The following is a 16841-nucleotide window of genomic DNA, read 5'->3' as shown; positions in this document are numbered from 1 at the left end:
ACTCTTGCGCGAACCTTGCATCCAGCAAGTGTGTTAAAAACTCTGGTATGGTTTGAAAAAAAGATGTCGTTAGTTGTTAAAAAAAACTTGTCTTTCTCTATGGCAGCGCTAAATCGAATAAAAATTGCGCTATCTCAACAACCTTGGGCCATAATTTTGGGCGGCCAGCCGCCACTAAGCCAACATAATCGCTACCAAATTATTAGCGCAGAGCCCATCGCTTGCATTGAAACTTATGGTAAAACCAGCCAAGTCAGCTATCAACAGCAACGGCTAACCACCAATCAAGACCCACTCGCTTTAGTACAAGATTGGCGTAAGAAGTTATTTAGCCAAGATTTAGGTCAGCCTTGTTGCTTAATTGATGACGCCCTCCCGCTAACAGAATTGCCCTTTAACGGCGGTGCCATGGGCTGTTTTAGCTATGATTTAGGTCGTCAATTTGAGCGAATGCCTAATCAAGCACAGCATGATTTGCCCTTGCCTGACATGGCGGTAGGTTTCTACGATTGGGCTTTGATTATTGACCATCAAATACAACAAGTTCATCTGGTGGCTAATGGACCAAAGGCAACACAGATTATTGAACAGCGCTTAGCTTGGTTGCATCAATTAACCGATAATAAAGCAAATACAGTTCCGTTCGCTCTTGAATCCGATTGGCAATCCAACATGAGCCAACGCCAATACCAGGAAAAATTTGAGCAGGTACAAAGCTACTTACATAGTGGCGACTGTTATCAAGTTAATCTGGCGCAGCGCTTTATGGCGCAATATCGTGGTGATGAATACCAAGCCTATTTAACATTAGTGCAAGCCAATCAGGCGCCGTTTTCTTGTTTCATGCGCCTGACACAAGGCTGCGTGCTATCAATTTCTCCTGAGCGCTTCTTAAAACTCGAAGGCAATAAGGTAGAAACAAAACCAATAAAAGGGACAAGGCCGCGAATGACAGAGTCACAAGCGGATGCAGCCATGAAGCATGCGTTAGCGACAGCAGAAAAAGATCGCGCCGAGAACCTGATGATAGTCGATCTACTGCGCAACGATATTGGCAGAGTGTGCACACCTGGCAGTGTTGCGGTACCAGAGCTGTTTGCAATTGAAAGCTATCCTGCGGTGCATCACTTAGTCAGCACGGTAACGGGTGAGTTAGCCCCGCCCTATGAAGCAGAAGACTTACTCAGAGCATGTTTTCCGGGGGGCTCGATTACTGGTGCGCCAAAAATTCGTGCCATGGAGATAATAGAAGAGTTAGAGCCACATCGTCGCAGTTATTATTGTGGTAGCTTGGGCTATATTAGTGCTGAAGGTAACATGGATACTAACATTGCCATTCGCACTGTGGTATGCGTTCACAACCAGCTTTATTGTTGGGCTGGCGGGGGCTTGGTGGCAGACTCAGAGGTCGCTGCAGAATATCAAGAAACCTTTGATAAAGTGGCGAAAATATTACCATTGCTGACCGTGTAATCAGTGACGTTGAGTAAGTTGGAGGGAAATGAGGTGCGCCATATATTTCATCGTTTTACTCTACAACAAGCACTCCCCCATAATCATCAAGCACCACGGGGTCGCTCAGCTGCCGTCCTCGTTGGGTTGTATCGGCATCAGCACCAATGGCAAGTGTTATTAACTCAGCGAGCCCTACACTTACGTCATCACAAAGGGCAAATATCTTTTCCCGGAGGAAAAGTAGAGCCAACGGATCCATCTTTGGTGCACACCGCCCTAAGAGAAACGCAGGAAGAAGTTGGCTTAACATCGGAGTTTATTAATGTGCTAGGCACCCTGCCCACTTTTCACACTGGCAGTGGTTTTACGATCACGCCAATTTTGGCTAAATTGCAGCCTGGCTTTAACTTAACAGCCGACCCCAACGAAGTTAAAGACATATTTTTTATGCCCCTGAATCAGATAAAACAAAAGCAGCATTGCCAAGTAACACTGGCAAACAAGCCACACGATTTAGTCTTTATCCGCTATCAGCAGCGCCTAATTTGGGGGGCAACCGCAGCGATATTAGATAACTTATACCGCCACTTGAGTTAGTTACCTTAAGCCCCCTTATTTAAGGGGTAATTCAATATCCTTAAACATATTTTCAACTTCAATATTACTTTTCAACATAATGGCTTTATCCACTACATCGCGCGTTAAATGCGGCGCAAAACGCTCCATAAAATCATACATATAACCGCGTAAAAATGTGCCTTTCCTAAAACCAATGCTGGTAGTACTTGAGTCAAACAAATGGCTGGCATCAAGGGCAACTAAGTCACTATCTTGATGTTTATCGATTGCCATAGTGGCAATCACACCCACACCAATGCCTAAACGAACATACGTTTTGATAACATCAGCATCCGTGGCGGTAAACACAATTTTTGGCTCAAGCCCGGCGGCGTTAAAAGCCGCATCTAACTCAGAGCGACCGGTAAAACCAAACACATAAGTAACCAGAGAATACTGAGCCACGTCCTCAACCGTAATACGTTTTTTATCAGCTAAAGGGTGGTTACGTGGCACCACCACACTGCGATTCCAGTGATAGCAAGGCAACATTACCAAATCGTGATACAAGTGCAGCGCTTCCGTGGCAATAGCAAAATCAGCCGTGCCCTTTGCGACCGCCTCACTGATTTGCGATGGTGTACCTTGGTGCATGTGCAATGAAACTTTGGGGTAGCGTTTAATAAACCCTTTAATGACATCAGGCAATGCATAACGCGCTTGGGTATGAGTGGTTGAAATATTCAACGTCCCTTCATCAGGGTGAGTGTGCTGACTTGCAACGGATTTAATACTTTCAACCTTGCCTAATATTTCCGAAGCAATACGAATGATATCCTTTCCCGCAGGAGTTACTTGGGTAAGGTGTTTACCACTGCGCTCAAATATTTGCACTCCCAGCTCGTCTTCTAACATTCGCACTTGTTTACTGATGCCAGGTTGCGAGGTGTACAGACTTTCTGCGGTCGCGGAAACATTTAAACTATGATTGAGCACTTCGACAATATATCTGAGCTGCTGCAGTTTCATTATTTCACCATATTAAAATGAACATCTTCTGCTAAATTTTAACAGAATAAGGAAAAAACGGTTTTACTTTACCCCATTAATGGCAAAAGGTAAGCTGAAACTAATTGATTTGGATTAATTTTATGGAATTTTTATGTCCCAAAACGATAATTTAGATTTTGCAGCAGTCCTCGCAACAGCTGTACATGACATGAAAAATTCATTATTTATGTTGTTGCAATCCATCGATACCTTATCGGCGGACAGTGAGAATGATCCACCAGAAAAGCGTCAGCAAATTGCCACCTTACATTATGAGGCGTCACGCTTAAATAGTGGTTTAATGCAAATTTTGGCGCTCTACCGGTACGAACGTGAACAACTGCCTATTAATATCGCCGAGCACTTTGTCTTCGATATTTTGGAAGAGCAAGTAGGCCGCAATCAAACTTTTTACCAAAATAAAAACGTGGAAATATCCCTTAATGTTGACCCCGATCTCACTTGGTACTTTGATGGCGAATTAATAGCGTACTTAATCAACGATATTCTCGTCAACGCACTGCGCTATACTAAGGATAAAGTTCGGGTGACTGCCAAAATTCATAACATGCAACTAGAAATTTTAGTCGAGGACAATGGTCAAGGATACCCCGATGAAATGCTTAAGATAGGTGAGAACACGTTGGCCGATTTTGACGTAACACGTGGCAGAACTGGCTTAGGCCTGTTTTTTGCGAAAAAAATTGCCGCAGCCCATGAGATAAAAAACAATACAGGTCACATTTCCTTGAAAAATGGCGGTGAGTTAGGCGGTAGTCAGTTTATGCTAACCTTACCCTGATAAGATATATGACTGTAATATTTCAAATATTCGGCGATTCGCATTTTAATCTCGACCTGAGGATACTATGGTTCTTCCATTAATATTAATTCTAGCTGGTGTACTTTTGTTTGTGATCATAGGTTACAACATCCTCCAGCAATATCGACAAAAGGTAGAAGCGGAAAAACGCGCGACTATCGTCAAACAAAAAGCGGTTATAGAAGAAACCGATGAAATGCTATTACAGGCATCGCGTTTACCTTTCAGTAAAGAGCTGTTGTTAATATTACACCAACGTGTTTACAACGCCTTACAGGCCATTGCTCAAGTGGACCCATCACTGGGCCAAGTCAAACAAAGGTTAAATGATATTACTGGGCAAATTAGTAATATTCAGCAAAATTATCAAGCGCCGCCAAGTGACTCATACCGTTCGCCAGATAACGACAAACAAGCCCTGCTAACGTTACAAGTGATTAAAAAAATACGCGCCATTGTTCGTTCTGAGCATTCAAAAGGTAAAGTTGAAACCCCTGTTTACGTCATGGAAAACCGCCGCTTAGAATTAATGCAGCTGAAAATTAATCTTGAGAATGCTATCGCGCGCGCGCAAACAGCAAAAATGAACCGGCAATTTGGTACCGTCAAACAATTATTAGATAAAGCCATTACCACTTTATCTGGCGTACCCGATCGTGATGCTTACTTACAATCTAAGCTTGAGCAAATGGAAGCAATGAAAGCGGAAATGAATTCACAGCTTAAAACAGCCAGTGACACCGATTTAAAAGAGCGCCAAGAGAAAGAGGTCGATGAATTAGATGTACTGTTTCAGCCTAAGAAGAAGTGGTAATCCATTTCTTTACAAGCACATCACGATCACCTCTTGCTCTAGCCACAAATCTTGTTCAATCAGCGGCGCCAAGCGCGCCGCCAGCTCTGGGTTTAACTTAGCGGTTTGCCAAGGTAGCTTACCTCTTTTGTTTTGCTCTAACTCGGGCTTACGACTTTCAACCGGTCTACCGTAGCGCACTGCTATGTCATGTAAATTTCGTGGTAACAAAGGCTTATAAGGGCGCGCTAAATTAGCTGCCATCCGCAAACCAATGTCGATACCTGCTTGATCTAAGTCGCCAAAATGCACCCAACTAATATTAGCGGGTAACATTCCCACTAATAATTCCGCTAATCGTGTGTTATTGCCAGGGGCATAAATAAACAAGCATTGCGGCTTTAATTCTATTTCAATAAATGCGCCAAGGTTCTCAACGGTGATCACATGAGTAAAAGCAACATCACCCGGCAGTAACTTTGTCACTGTCGTTAATAAACGCTCTGATAGAATACACTCGTCAGATAAAGCAAAGACACTCGATAAATCAAGCAAGCTACCTTGTCTAAGATATAAACTAAAGCCATGGGCAGAGCGAAGGCGTAAAATATCATCTTTAGTGACTTTAATGTCTACTTCAATCAGTCGTTGCCGGTCAGCCTCGTCTAATTTTTTCTTCGCATCCTTTTTCAATAATGCTTGAAGTACATGTTGGTTAACTTGCTCGGGAAGGTGAATATTGAGTTGTTGAATATCCAATTCAGGATCGGTGACACCAATGGGTTTCGCCTGCGCTAACTGCCGTTTGATGTATTCCTTACCTTGTGGGTTAAGCCAGAAGCGCTGCCCTTTTGACAAGGTGAAATGATTGTCTGTTAACAACCCTTTAAGCTCAGCTAAACGTTTAGCCGATAAATTTACTTCATGACCATCAAGCAACTGACGCGCTGCGTATTGAACATACTCATCATCAAATAATCCAGCCATGAATATTTATCTACATCCGTGTTCAGCAACGAATTTTTATCATACCCGATGGCCAAAATAACCCAAGAACAATGCCCCAACAACGTGAAGATGTTCATGATTTGACATGATTAAATTTTTCGATCCCAAACACATTCATAAATGGGATAGTACTGCTAATCTACCAGTTCTATATCTAAGTTCGACAATAGGCAAATGGCCTCATAGCGGCTAAATTTAGCTTTTTGTAAACGGTTTCGGGTAATATCCATGTGGTAATTTTCTGCTCCAACAAAGTTAGCTTGCGTTAAGTTTGTTTGGCTAAATTGACTACCATAGAAATCTGAGCCGCTAAAGTCAGCACGGCAAAAACTCCCCTCTCGAAAATCAGCCCGATGCGCCTTACAATCTTTCAGCGTTAGTTCATAAAGACTTAAACCGAAAAATGAGTTATCCGAAAGTAAACATGATTTAAAAGACACAGTTTGATCAAACACATAGTCAAGCCAAACGGCTTGAGTCCAATCGATGCCGAGCAATTTACAATCGGTAAACAAAGCCTGATTGAACTGGCAGCCTAATATCGAAGCATTACTCAAATTACACTGTAAAAAGTTACACCGGATAAACTGACAACGATTAAAACTCGCTTGTGAAAAATCACACCGCTCAAAACTGCAGTCTTCAAACGTTAATGAATGATGCTCATGTTGGCTAATGAGTTGGTCAAATGTTTCGTCTGTATACTGGGTTTGATTATTAAACATGGTGAATTCCATAATGCATTTAAGGGGGAAATGAAGTAAATACCTGAAAGATAAAGCCTATTGACTCAGGGGGCCCATTAGATAGTTGTTTCCTCCATCCATCATACGCTGTAAACGGTACTAAAAAGAACGATTCATCTCAACATTTAAGAACCAAGCGTGAATACTATCGAAAAACACAATTGATAATAGTTATCATTTGCATATAATGGTAATTAATATCACTTGTGAGACCGATTCGATGCAATTTTTCGCTACTGACAATGTAACGTATTTTTCTTTAAAGCAATTTACGCTTTCCCATAAACGTTTGTTTCTTCCTGTGCTACTACTAACATTATTACTACAGGACGACTTGCAATCCATTATCGTGGCAACACTTGCTGATGCTTTTTGGGCCGTATCTTGTTATGTCGCTTTTACCCTCACCCTTTACCATTATTTGTCTAGGTTATTTGATCACACCAGCAGGATCAGCCAGTTATATCGACACTCACGCCAAAACCAAGTCATTTTCGCTGCATTGATGGGCGCGCTGCCCGGCTGCGGCGGCGCCATCATAGTAACCACTCAATTTATCCAAGGAAAAGTGGGGTTTTCAGCCATGGTTGCCGTACTAACCGCCACTATGGGCGACGCCGCCTTTTTACTATTGGCAAGTAAGCCACAAGTAGGGCTGTTTATGATAGTACTGGGCGTTGCGGTCGGCATGATATCTGGCATTATTATTAACTTCTTTCACAGTGACGACTATTTACGGCCAAGTATTCATTCAACCCCATTAGGCCAAACAATACAAAACCGAGAGTTAGCATCTAATAATAGTATCATCAACATACAAGGTCTTTTCTGGCAACTACTTATGGTCCCAGCTCTTATCATTGCCGCACTTAACTCGTTTCAAATCAACATCAATCAGTTACTGTCATTGCCGAGTAATAGTATTGAATGGGTTGGCGCAATATTGTCGCTTCTCACATTAAGCTTATGGGCATTAACTAAAAAAACCTGTGACTATCAATCCACCGTCGCTGAGAGTGATAAACAAACTTGCATACATCCAATGGAAAAAGTTGCACAAGATACCCACTTTGTTAGTGCTTGGGTTATTGTGGCGCTACTCAGCTTTGAGTTAACAATTCATTTCGCAGACGTTAATCTTTCTGAGTTTCTCACTGGCTGGGGGCCGTGGATGCCATTAATGGGATTAATCATTGGCTTATTACCCGGTTGTGGGCCGCAAATCTTGGTGACGAGTTTATACATCAGCGGCGCGGTGCCCCTTTCAAGTCAAATTGCCAATGGCATATCAAACGATGGTGATGCGTTATTTCCGGCCTTAGCGCTAGCACCAAAAGCGGCACTGGTCGCCACTTTTTATTCTGCTATTCCCGCTTTTGTGGTCGCTTATGGTTATTACTATCTATTCGAATAATTAGGTTACTAAAGTCAAATAAGGCGCAGCCAAGTCGGCGCGCCCTCTATTTTAACAACCATTACCAAGGATGTTCTTCTCCTTGCCAGGTCCAAAAACGCCCTGAGTGCTCAAGTTGTAGCTTTTCTACTAATTCAAGGATCCCAACCGCGCTTTGCTCCGCGGTAATCTCGGCTTCGCTGCCGCCCATATCGGTTTGTACCCAACCAGGGTGCACGGGACACACAACAATGCCCTGCTCTTGGAGCTCTAGCGCCATTACTTGCATCACTTTATTCACCGCGGCCTTAGAGCTACGATAAGCAAATGCGCCCTTACTCACTCGGTTAAGCGAGCCCATTTGACTTGAAACAGTCACAATACGAGGCCGTTCAGCGAGGCTCAAATTGTCTAATAGCAATCGACTTAACGTAAAAGGTGCGATGGTATTAATAGCAAAGGCATTTAACCAACCAGTACTGTCCATGGCTGTTAGGGATTGATTCGTCGGCCCCATGACGCCCGCATTGTTGATCAGTACATCAATTTTGCGGCCCTGTAACCCCTCAGCCAAGGCTAGTATTGACGCTTCATCATCAAGGAATAATTTCATCAAACTTAACTCAGCATGCTCTCCGCCTAGCGCCTTTAATGCCCCGCAGCTACCTTCATCACGGTAAGTGGCCAGTACCGCATAACTTTTATTTAAACATGCTTCAGTCAGGGCCAAACCAATACCACGGTTAGCACCAGTGATCAGTATTGTTTCCATCGTATCTAGTTACTCCGTTTCTATGAGGTTGGTTTTCATTAACGCCACATCAAGCCTGTATTAATTGAATAACCAGCAATGACCTAAAGTTGGCTTAAATATTTCGCTAACGCTTTTATACGCAACAAAATCTACATTGAACTAGCCTAACAGATGTCATTTATTTGATATAGCCTATACACTGGCTAAGACATTACTTGAATGGAGAAAAAGAAAATGGATAACAAGTTACTACTGATTATCTTGTCGTTATTATTGCCACCCATTGCGGTATTTTTGAAAAAGGGCGTGGGCGTTGATTTGCTGATCAACATAGTGCTGTGTTTAATCGTGTTTTTCCCAGGTGTGGTTCATGCCCTTTGGGTAACAATGAAAGATGGCTAGTGCTATATCAGGCGAGTTAACATTGTTTGTTAGCTCGCCTAAATCATTTTTTACGCGGCAATTTCGTTCAACTGCTGCTTAGCTAACGCAATCCCCTGCTCTGCACTTTCTGGCCCCATCGCCAGTGCTTCAGCGTAAACGACTTCTACTTCAGTAATACCAATAAAGCCCAACACCGTTTTTAAATAAGGCGTTACATGATCATGCTCTGAGTCTTTGTGGGCACCGCCACGAGTGGTAATAATTATCGCCTTTTTACCCGTTACAAGACCTTGCGGCCCTTTCTCAGTGTAGGCAAATGTCACGCCAGCACGAGCAATAAAATCAAACCAATTTTTCAACTGGGTAGGAACACTAAAATTATACATGGGCGCAGCAAGCACTAGCGTATCGTGCTGCATCAACTCTTCAACCAACTGATTTGATAGCGCCAAAGCCTGCGTTTGCTGCATATCTAAATTATCACCACCGCGTAATGCTGTGGCAATGGCCCCATCTAACACGGGAACAGGCTCCGCCACTAAGTCACGTAACGTTACTCGCACACCTTGCGCCTGCCAGCGCGCAGCTAAGTGCGCCACCAACAGCGAAGATTGAGAATGTTCACCTAAAATACTTGATTGTAATAGCAATGCTTTTTTCATTATTGGCGCCCTTTTGATTATCATCTAGGAATATTTACGCCAACTTTATAGCCTCACAATCTTGAATAATAGTGCTAAATTTAAGCTAAAACATTCTATTATTTAGAACAAACATCGCAATCTTGTCCATTATCTGATTTTCAACCTATTTTTTTACAACTAACAATTAATAATCTATACACATAATAATAGCCTGATATATACAATCCTAGATACAGTAAAAGAACAATAAACTAGCAAACCTAGTAAGCTGCGCTATTATACTCTTCTATGAATTTTCTGCTTGTTTAGGGCACCTATATGAAATTGAACAATGTTAGCATCAAACAAAAAATATTAATGACAGTCGTCATTGCTATTTTACTGTCCACCGCCCTCGTTGGCCTCCTCAGTCAGAGGAGTGCTAAAGAAGTCGTACAACAACGTATGCTTAACTCAGAAATGCCCAGTATTACCAAGCAAATTCGCGATCAAGTTGATCATGAAATTAGCGGATTAATGAATGCTGCTGAGCAATTAGCAAACGATCCATTTTTGCAAGCTTGGCTCAACAATGGTCGCCCAGAAGAACAAACACCATTGGTGATCCAGCAGCTAGCGGTATTGAAACAGCAATATGATCTAGTGCAAACCTCCTATGCCGATAAAGAAACAGGTGCTTATTACACTCAGTCAGGTTTTTTACGCTTATTAGACAAACAGCAAGATAGCTGGTTTTATGATTATCGCGACAGTGGTGAAGAGCGCATGCTCAATGTCTTTACCGAGGCTAACGGCGAAGTAAAATTATTTATTAACTACCAACAGCCAAATGGTCGAGCCTTAGTCGGCTTAGCTAAATCCCTTGATGATATGGTGAATTTACTGCAACGCTTCACTATTGAGCAATCAGGTCGAGTATTCTTAGTTAATGCTAAAGGCGACGTGCAAATTCATTATCAAGGTGGTCAAAGTAGCGGACAAAGCCTTGCCCAAATTTATCCTAACGCCAACACGCAAAGTTTATTGAGCCCAGATGATTTCAACATTATTGAAACGCAAGTGAACGGCGTCGATATGTTGGTAGCAAGCAGCTACATTCCAGCCATGGATTGGTATTTAGTTGCTTATGTACCTGCAAATGAAATATTTGCCATGCTCGATCAATCAGCCTATCAAATCCTGATCTGGACCTTGTTGATTGCTGCTGTATTTATTGCACTAGCAGCAGTATTAGCCAACTCAGTCAGCAAGCCCATCGCGCAAGTAGCTAACATGCTACAAGACATTGGCGCCGGTGGCGGTGATTTGCGCCAGCGCTTACCTGTTAATGGTAATGATGAAATTGCCCAACTGGCTAGTGGCTTTAATAGCTTTATCGAAAAAATTCAACAATCAATAATTGAAGTGGCCAGCACCAGTAAGTTATTGAATAGCTCCGCCAGTGACGTTGCTAGCCAAGCCCAGCAAACCTTAAATGACAGCGAATTACAAAAAGACCGTACCGTGATGGTTGCCACTGCGATTAATGAAATGGGCGCCACTGTTAATGAGATCGCCAGCAATGCAGCAAACGCGGCTATTGAAGCCAAAGATGCTGACAACCAAGCAAATGATGGTCAAAAACTCTCGGATCAGGCACGAGGAACAATTAACAACTTATCCAACGATGTATCTGAAGTCGGTGAAGTGATTGAATCTCTCGCTCACCACACAAAATCAATTGGTACTATTTTAGACGTGATCCGAGCGATTTCTGAACAAACTAACTTGCTGGCTCTCAATGCCGCCATAGAAGCAGCCCGTGCCGGGGAAGCTGGTCGCGGCTTTGCGGTAGTAGCAGATGAAGTACGCAGCTTAGCTTCACGCACTGCCGCCAGCACCGACGAAGTACAAGCCATGATCGACAAACTCCAAAGTGAGGCAGCCAAAGCCGTTAAAGCCACCGAACTAAGTTTGAGTCGCTCTCATGAAGGTGTCAGCTCTGTGGATGCCGTCAGTGAATCGCTGATCAGCATTAGTGAACGTATCGCCCTGATCAGTGACATGAACATGCAAGTAGCCGCCGCCACCGAAGAGCAATCAACCGTAGTAGAAGATATCAACCGCAATGTGAATGACATCAATGATATAACTCACCGCACCGCGAACACAGCGCAAGCAGCTGCACAGGCAAGTTCAGAGCTAACCGAGTTGTCTCACCGCCTTGATAGCTTAGTGGCAACCTTTAAGGTTTAGTGATCTTGGTGCTTAGACTCTCAACTAATGGATCACCATTAAATTCAACGGTGTAAAAGCCTACCTTATGAGACTCAAAGGCCAATGTAATATTGGCCTTTTTGTTTTTATGGCGAGTTTCTTGTCAGTACTGATGGTTTTATGTTCATATCCAAGTATTAACTAATTCTATTTATCTGATTAGAGGTACTTTATGACTGCGCCAACGTGGAACCTATCGCTAGCCTACAACGGCTTAACTGATCCACAGATCAACCACGACATCGCTGATATTGAGCAGGGCATTGCAGGCTTAACCCAGTTAGACCCAACCAAGATTGAGCATCTACAACAAGCCTTAGTAAAAGCTGAAGCTATCGGCGTCAAACTGCATACCCTATCCAGTTTTGCTAACTGTATTACCTCTGTGGATGCCAGTAATGAACCAGCCAAAGCCTTAGACGTTAAAATGGACGGCTTATATTCACGACTGCAACAACAGTTAAGCCCAATTCAACACGCACTGATCCACGGTAGTGACGAGCAATTAGCACAAGTATTAGCAGGCAATGAGCAAACAGGCAGCTTAGCGCATTTTGCCTTTACCTATCAGCGCGAGCGCCTAAAAAGCGCAACGTCCCTAACGGTGAAAGAAGAGCAGCTACTGAGCGCCATGCAAGTCAATGGTCGCAACGCCTGGTCGCGTTTATACGACAACCTTACCGGCAGTATTCAAGTTACCTTAACGCTGGCTGATGGCAGCCAAGAAACCATGGGCTTATCCCAAGCCGCTAGCATTTTATATGGCAGCGATACCCTGCGCCATGAAGCTGCTTGGCGCGCCATTAATCAAGCAATGACGCAGCATCAACAAAGTTTTGCTGCCATCTTAAATGCGCTAGCAGGCGATCGCTTAACGGAATACGCCAAGCGCAGCGACGTTGCCGTGAGTAAAGGCCAAGCGCCAGTGCATTTTTTAGACCCCTCCTTGTTTGACAGTCGCATTGAAGCGCAAACCTTAAACACCATGATCAGCGTGACGAAAAACAATCGTGCCTTAGGCCAACGCGCGGGTAAATTAATGGCGCAATGTTATGGTCAAACCTGCCTGAAACCTTGGCAAGAGCAAGCCGCGATGCCCGCATCAGAAGGTGAAATTGCAGAGCAATACAGCTTCGAACAAGCCATCACCATCATTAAACAAGCTTTTACAGGGATCGACCCAGAGATGGCCGAGTTTGTTGACTACATGGTAGAAAACCAATTAATCGACGCCGCTCCTGCTCCGAATAAACGCATGGGCGCTTACTGTACCCAATTTGCAAATAGTCGTACCCCATTAGTGTTTATGACATGGGGCAACAGCATGTCAGATGTGATCACCCTCGCCCACGAGCTCGGCCATGCGTTTCATAACTGGGTGCTTAAGGACCAACCGCGTACTTTAGCAAACTACCCAATGACCTTGGCAGAAACCGCCTCTATTTTTGCCGAAAACGTAGTGCGATCAGCATTAATGGAGCAAGCCACTAATAAGCAGGCTAAATTACAAATGTTATGGGAAGAAGCGCAATCAGCACTGGCCCTATTAAATAACATTCCCGTGCGCTTTGAATTTGAACAGGCCTTTTACACTCAACGCAGCCAAGGTGAACTTTCGCCAGCGCAGCTAAGCCAACTAATGTCTGATACCTGGGCCGATTGGTATGGCGATGCCATGGACGAAACCAACCCGATGTTTTGGGCCAGCAAACTACACTTTAGCATTGGCTCGGTGAGTTTTTATAATTACCCTTACCTGTTTGGTTACCTATTCAGCAAAGGGGTTTATGCCCAGCGTGCTGCCAAAGGCAATGAGTTTTACGCGGATTATAAGGCGCTACTGGCCGATACCGGCGCCATGACCGCCGAAGACCTAGTGCAAAAACATTTAGGCATGGATATTCGCCAAGCTGATTTTTGGCAGCAAAGCTTAGACTTAATAGCACAAGACATCGAACAATTTGCTGCGCAATTAGCACGCTAATTTGCCCCCAAGCAATTATAAGGTACATATTCGGCCTAAATTGCTTGGGAATCCCCCTCGTTGCACACAACATCAAAAAGCAACATGATTCAACTAGAACACAATACACTTTTGATGCTATAGTCCATTGATTTTAATCTAATTAACTGATAAACCCAGTTTAGCACGAGAGCCAATCTATGCCTTTTACACCCTTTCATATGGGCCCCGGAATATTCATTAAAGCCTTGTTCCAAGGCAGCTTTAGCTTAATGGTGTTTGGCTGGGCGCAGATCATCATGGACATACAACCCTTGATAGTGATGATCACAGGTGAGGGGCATTTACATGGTTTTAGTCATACCTTTGTTGGCGCCAGCTTGCTCACCGTTGTTGCGACCCTCAGCGGTAAACATCTGTCAGAATGGGGCTTGAGATGGCTCGAGCTAGACCGATTTATGCCGACAAAAATAAGCTGGCCCGTCGCTTTTTTCAGTGCCGCTATTGGCTGTGCCAGCCACGTAGTACTCGACGCCATCATGCATCACGATGTTGAGCCGTTTTTCCCCGTTAGCCTCACCAACCCACTGTTAAACCTACTCAGCCACCAAGCTATACACCAATTTTGTTTATACTCTGGCGTAGTTGGCGCGGTGGTGTTTTTTGCCATTGCTTGGCGGCAACGTCGTCGATAAAAGTGCTATGTAGAAGCGATAAAACCTAGGATAAACTATTGATGCCATAGCCTGTTGTTATATTCACTTTTACGTCTAAGTGAATAACTGGCCGATTGTTTTCATTGGAATGAACATTCTTACTCGGCCATTGATTTCACAAAGAACCTCGAAACCATATTTTGCGTAGAATGACTCAGCTTTTTCAGTTAAGCAACAATGACATAAACTCTCATGTGAGAGTTTATTTCCCAAAGATATTCGAGAGCTTTGATTAAGCTAACTTTACCTAGTCCACTTCCATAAAATTCTTTATGAACCGCAAGTTGAGCTAAAAGAAAATAGGCTGTGGCTATTGTCTGGCAGGTCAGGGAGGACTTATTGACCAGCCGACTCTAACCAATAGTCCTGCAATGTTGAAATTTTACCTTTGAAATCATTTATTGGTTTTTAAGTGTCCTGATTCGGCTGACTGAAATTTAACATCGCTCGGAACCATAGGCGCGACGGCTGAAATTTGTTAAGAGTTTTCTTCACGTTAAATTTAGCCCACCGTCTGAAAGCACAATTTCACCCGTTAAATAGGAGCTATTGATTAACATACTAGCGACATAGGCAATTTCCTCCGGCTCAGCACCCCGTCTCATAGGAGACTTGGTAGCCCACAGTTCTCTAGCCGCAACCCAATCTTTGCTCATGGGCGTATGAACTAAACCTGGGGCGATAGCGTTAACCCTAATATCAGGCCCTAGATTCAAAGCCAGAAGTTTAGTCATATGATTGAGCGCAGCCTTAGTTACCGAATAAGGAATTGATGCTCCTTTGGGGCGAACGCCTGCATGCGAACTGATATTGAGAATGCAGCTAGTCGCTCCCTCTGTGGACGCGTTTTTCAATAAAAACTCCGCTTCTGAAATCAGTGTCCATGGCGAAATCACATTAACCTCATGGAGCATTCGCCATATTTCAGGAGTTGCAGCCTTTAGGTCTGAATGGTCAATAACCTCAGTTAATGCAGCGTTATTTACTAACACATCCAGACGTCCGTATTTGCGAGTAATTTTCTCAATTAGGCTTTTCGATTCTGCCTGACTTGATAAATCAGCTTGAAAATAAGAAGCGCCTTCATGCTCTGATGCCAACCGTTGGCCAACATCTACAGATGAACGAGAATGGAAAATAACGTGAAAGCCATCCGAGGCAAGTCTGCTGGCGATAGCTTTGCCTATTCCGGATGTAGAACCTGTAACTAATGCGACTCTATGTTTCATTTATCTCAACCTCGTGTATATGTTTGGTTACCAGCGGTAGTCCATACAGATGTCACCCTGTCATTCTTCTTCTCTTATACCCACTTTGGCTTCGCGACACCTACTCTTATCTGTTCTAGCTACAACCACTTTTCAGCTTTCATCAAGCCATTCCACGCTTTACCAAGTAGCGATGGAAATAAGCGAGGATAAAATAAAGAGGTAAAGGCAAACACACCAAATATTACCCAGAAACCTAAGCTACCTATAAATGCATTTTCAGGTCCCCAAAAAGTTAAATACTTGTTGGTTGCAAGCCAAAGTAATGCTGTTGTTGGCAGTGCAAATAACATTGATGCAAACTGCCCTAGCAAAAACTCTTGCAGCTTATTTTCTGATTGTTTGATAGCAAAACCCCTTAGCTAAAACTGCCACGTAACGCCTACATTTACGGCTGGTTTGAAGCGCAGCGAAAAAATTGTCTGATAGCCGCGCCTTGATAGTCATTGGGCCCCTCCCCAAACCTCTAACCGAGGTACGCTTAAGGTAACCATACCCAGCAGGATGAAACTCAATAAACATTTATAATAACGCACATCCATACTACTGTGGTATCGGTTTACAGGAAAGCTGGTGGCAAAGCTGGCAGGGAAAGTTGGGACATCCACCAAATTTTTAGGTAATTCTACACCGCGGTAATTCTACACCGCCAGTTTCATGCACCAAGCTACCACAACATTGCCAAATCTTATTTACTGATTAGCGACTAGATCATCTGCTGATGCTTCGTTAATAACTAAAAAAGAATAGAGATGCTAAATGCTGAGCGGATTGATAAAAATCAAGCATGACTGCACCAGCTGATAGAAGCTGGGTAAATAGTGTGGTTATGATGAGGCGAGTTAGTATTATTCAACCCAAAAAGAGGGTCGCCGTAAAGCCCTGATCTAAAGAGATAACTCCTAAAGATCAGGCCTCCGGCACAGATCCGTACGTGCGCTACTAACGCATACGGCTTATATGGACTCCTCGTATTGTTCAATAGTTTTGCGATGTCATAGCATAAGATGCGTGCTTATATACGGGCTCT

The 16841-nt window shown here is 43.5% G+C and carries 16 protein-coding genes and 1 pseudogene; 9 read left to right on the top strand and 8 right to left on the bottom strand.

The annotated features are described in order from the left end of the window. Positions 1 to 63: 63 nt before the first annotated feature. Complete coding sequence (gene pabB, locus Q4519_RS07260; RefSeq protein WP_303511229.1) at positions 64 to 1473, top strand: aminodeoxychorismate synthase component I; 1410 nt, start codon at positions 64 to 66, stop codon at positions 1471 to 1473. A 33-nt stretch (positions 1474 to 1506) separates the two neighbouring features. After that, positions 1507 to 2052 carry a CoA pyrophosphatase gene (locus tag Q4519_RS07255; protein WP_232801309.1) on the top strand — a complete coding sequence of 182 codons (546 nt, stop codon included), beginning with the start codon at positions 1507 to 1509 and terminating at the stop codon, positions 2050 to 2052. Between the two features lie 15 nt (positions 2053 to 2067). On the opposite strand, the gene cysB is transcribed toward Q4519_RS07255, so the two are convergent. After that, positions 2068 to 3042, bottom strand: coding sequence for an HTH-type transcriptional regulator CysB (gene cysB, locus Q4519_RS07250; RefSeq protein ID WP_232801310.1), 975 nt, complete (start codon positions 3040 to 3042; stop codon positions 2068 to 2070). A 133-nt stretch (positions 3043 to 3175) separates the two neighbouring features. On the opposite strand from cysB, the gene Q4519_RS07245 reads away from it, so the two are divergent. After that, positions 3176 to 3865, top strand: coding sequence for a sensor histidine kinase KdpD (locus tag Q4519_RS07245; RefSeq protein WP_303511228.1), 690 nt, complete (start codon positions 3176 to 3178; stop codon positions 3863 to 3865). 112 nt (positions 3866 to 3977) lie between these two features. Beyond that, positions 3978 to 4700 (top strand): DNA repair protein, encoded by a 723-nt coding sequence (locus Q4519_RS07240; protein ID WP_303511342.1) that lies wholly within the window; start codon positions 3978 to 3980, stop codon positions 4698 to 4700. Between the two features lie 9 nt (positions 4701 to 4709). On the opposite strand, the gene Q4519_RS07235 is transcribed toward Q4519_RS07240, so the two are convergent. Both Q4519_RS07235 and Q4519_RS07230 read right to left on the bottom strand, forming a co-directional pair. Beyond that, positions 4710 to 5666 (bottom strand): Wadjet anti-phage system protein JetD domain-containing protein, encoded by a 957-nt coding sequence (locus tag Q4519_RS07235; protein ID WP_303511227.1) that lies wholly within the window; start codon positions 5664 to 5666, stop codon positions 4710 to 4712. A 155-nt stretch (positions 5667 to 5821) separates the two neighbouring features. Further along, the gene (locus Q4519_RS07230; RefSeq protein WP_303511225.1) at positions 5822 to 6412 is read right to left on the bottom strand and encodes a pentapeptide repeat-containing protein; all 591 of its coding nucleotides are present in this window, start codon (positions 6410 to 6412) and stop codon (positions 5822 to 5824) included. Between the two features lie 241 nt (positions 6413 to 6653). Between Q4519_RS07230 and Q4519_RS07225 the strand changes: the two genes are divergently transcribed. Beyond that, positions 6654 to 7847 (top strand): putative manganese transporter, encoded by a 1194-nt coding sequence (locus Q4519_RS07225; RefSeq protein WP_303511223.1) that lies wholly within the window; start codon positions 6654 to 6656, stop codon positions 7845 to 7847. A 61-nt stretch (positions 7848 to 7908) separates the two neighbouring features. Here the strand turns inward: Q4519_RS07225 and Q4519_RS07220 are convergent, their stop codons facing one another. Continuing rightward, a complete protein-coding gene (locus Q4519_RS07220; protein WP_303511220.1) occupies positions 7909 to 8598 on the bottom strand; it encodes an SDR family oxidoreductase in 690 nt (229 codons plus the stop codon). A 216-nt stretch (positions 8599 to 8814) separates the two neighbouring features. Between Q4519_RS07220 and Q4519_RS07215 the strand changes: the two genes are divergently transcribed. Then, entirely contained in the window at positions 8815 to 8982 is a 168-nt protein-coding gene (locus Q4519_RS07215) for a YqaE/Pmp3 family membrane protein (RefSeq protein ID WP_232801317.1), read from the top strand. 50 nt (positions 8983 to 9032) lie between these two features. On the opposite strand, the gene Q4519_RS07210 is transcribed toward Q4519_RS07215, so the two are convergent. Beyond that, the gene (locus tag Q4519_RS07210; RefSeq protein WP_303511216.1) at positions 9033 to 9626 is read right to left on the bottom strand and encodes an FMN-dependent NADH-azoreductase; all 594 of its coding nucleotides are present in this window, start codon (positions 9624 to 9626) and stop codon (positions 9033 to 9035) included. Between the two features lie 300 nt (positions 9627 to 9926). On the opposite strand from Q4519_RS07210, the gene Q4519_RS07205 reads away from it, so the two are divergent. From Q4519_RS07205 to Q4519_RS07195, 3 genes are all read left to right on the top strand, one after another. Beyond that, positions 9927 to 11843 carry a methyl-accepting chemotaxis protein gene (locus Q4519_RS07205; RefSeq protein WP_303511214.1) on the top strand — a complete coding sequence of 639 codons (1917 nt, stop codon included), beginning with the start codon at positions 9927 to 9929 and terminating at the stop codon, positions 11841 to 11843. A 193-nt stretch (positions 11844 to 12036) separates the two neighbouring features. After that, on the top strand, positions 12037 to 13848 hold the full coding sequence (locus Q4519_RS07200) for a M3 family oligoendopeptidase (RefSeq protein ID WP_232801320.1): 1812 nt from the start codon (positions 12037 to 12039) through the stop codon (positions 13846 to 13848). Between the two features lie 179 nt (positions 13849 to 14027). Continuing rightward, the gene (locus Q4519_RS07195) at positions 14028 to 14522 is read left to right on the top strand and encodes a hypothetical protein (protein ID WP_303511212.1); all 495 of its coding nucleotides are present in this window, start codon (positions 14028 to 14030) and stop codon (positions 14520 to 14522) included. 75 nt (positions 14523 to 14597) lie between these two features. On the opposite strand, the pseudogene Q4519_RS07190 reads toward Q4519_RS07195, so the two are convergent. The 3 genes and pseudogenes from Q4519_RS07190 to Q4519_RS07180 all read right to left on the bottom strand — a co-directional run. Next, positions 14598 to 14842: pseudogene (locus Q4519_RS07190) on the bottom strand (GNAT family N-acetyltransferase); the annotation flags it as partial. Between the two features lie 192 nt (positions 14843 to 15034). After that, complete coding sequence (locus Q4519_RS07185) at positions 15035 to 15772, bottom strand: SDR family NAD(P)-dependent oxidoreductase (RefSeq protein ID WP_303511209.1); 738 nt, start codon at positions 15770 to 15772, stop codon at positions 15035 to 15037. 119 nt (positions 15773 to 15891) lie between these two features. After that, the gene (locus Q4519_RS07180; protein ID WP_232801323.1) at positions 15892 to 16104 is read right to left on the bottom strand and encodes a hypothetical protein; all 213 of its coding nucleotides are present in this window, start codon (positions 16102 to 16104) and stop codon (positions 15892 to 15894) included. Between the last annotated feature and the right edge of the window lie 737 nt (positions 16105 to 16841).

The sequence above is a fragment of the Motilimonas sp. 1_MG-2023 genome (assembly GCF_030547455.1).
Classification (GTDB): domain Bacteria; phylum Pseudomonadota; class Gammaproteobacteria; order Enterobacterales; family CBDFNC01; genus Motilimonas.
The sequence above is the reverse complement of the archived record's forward strand: the minus strand, read 5'-3'. Positions and strand labels throughout refer to the sequence as shown.